At 68.1% G+C, this 379-nt stretch carries 1 protein-coding gene; it reads right to left on the bottom strand.

What is annotated here, in order from left to right; all coding sequences use genetic code 11:
* Positions 1-207 (bottom strand): beta-propeller fold lactonase family protein (locus FLO80_RS24225; RefSeq protein WP_369333785.1); only part of this gene is annotated, 207 nt, incomplete at its 3' end.
* Positions 208-379 lie beyond the last annotated feature (172 nt).

The raw sequence follows: 379 nt of genomic DNA, 5'->3' as shown, positions 1-379 counted from the left end.
GTACGAGGGGTTGCTGGTATGGGCCACGCGCAGCGGGCCTTTCACCGAGCCGTCGGAGCCGTCGAAACGGTATACCTGGAAGCCTTCGCTGGAGCCTTCGGTATAGGTCCCAACCAGCAGGTTGTAGAGGCTGGCGGCCTGGGCCTGGGGCGCCACGCCGGTGAGCGGCGCGAGGGCCAGCAGGCAGAGGGTGGGCAGTCTTCTCATGGGCAACTCCTTGGCTCGCTATTGTTCTGATGGCTCGGGGTTGGACCGGAGCCAGGCCGTTGGGTTCGCCCCTGGCCGCTCAGTCGCCGGCCTAGCCCAGCACGCCGCGCCAGCGTTCGAAGGCGGCGGTCGCGTAGCCTTCGCGCCAGACCAGCCAGGTGTCTACTTCGGC

This window comes from Aquicoccus porphyridii, from assembly GCF_008369105.1.
Lineage (GTDB): Bacteria > Pseudomonadota > Alphaproteobacteria > Rhodobacterales > Rhodobacteraceae > Aquicoccus > Aquicoccus porphyridii.
Note: the sequence above shows the minus strand (reverse complement) of the source record. Positions and strands in the feature narration are given on the sequence as shown.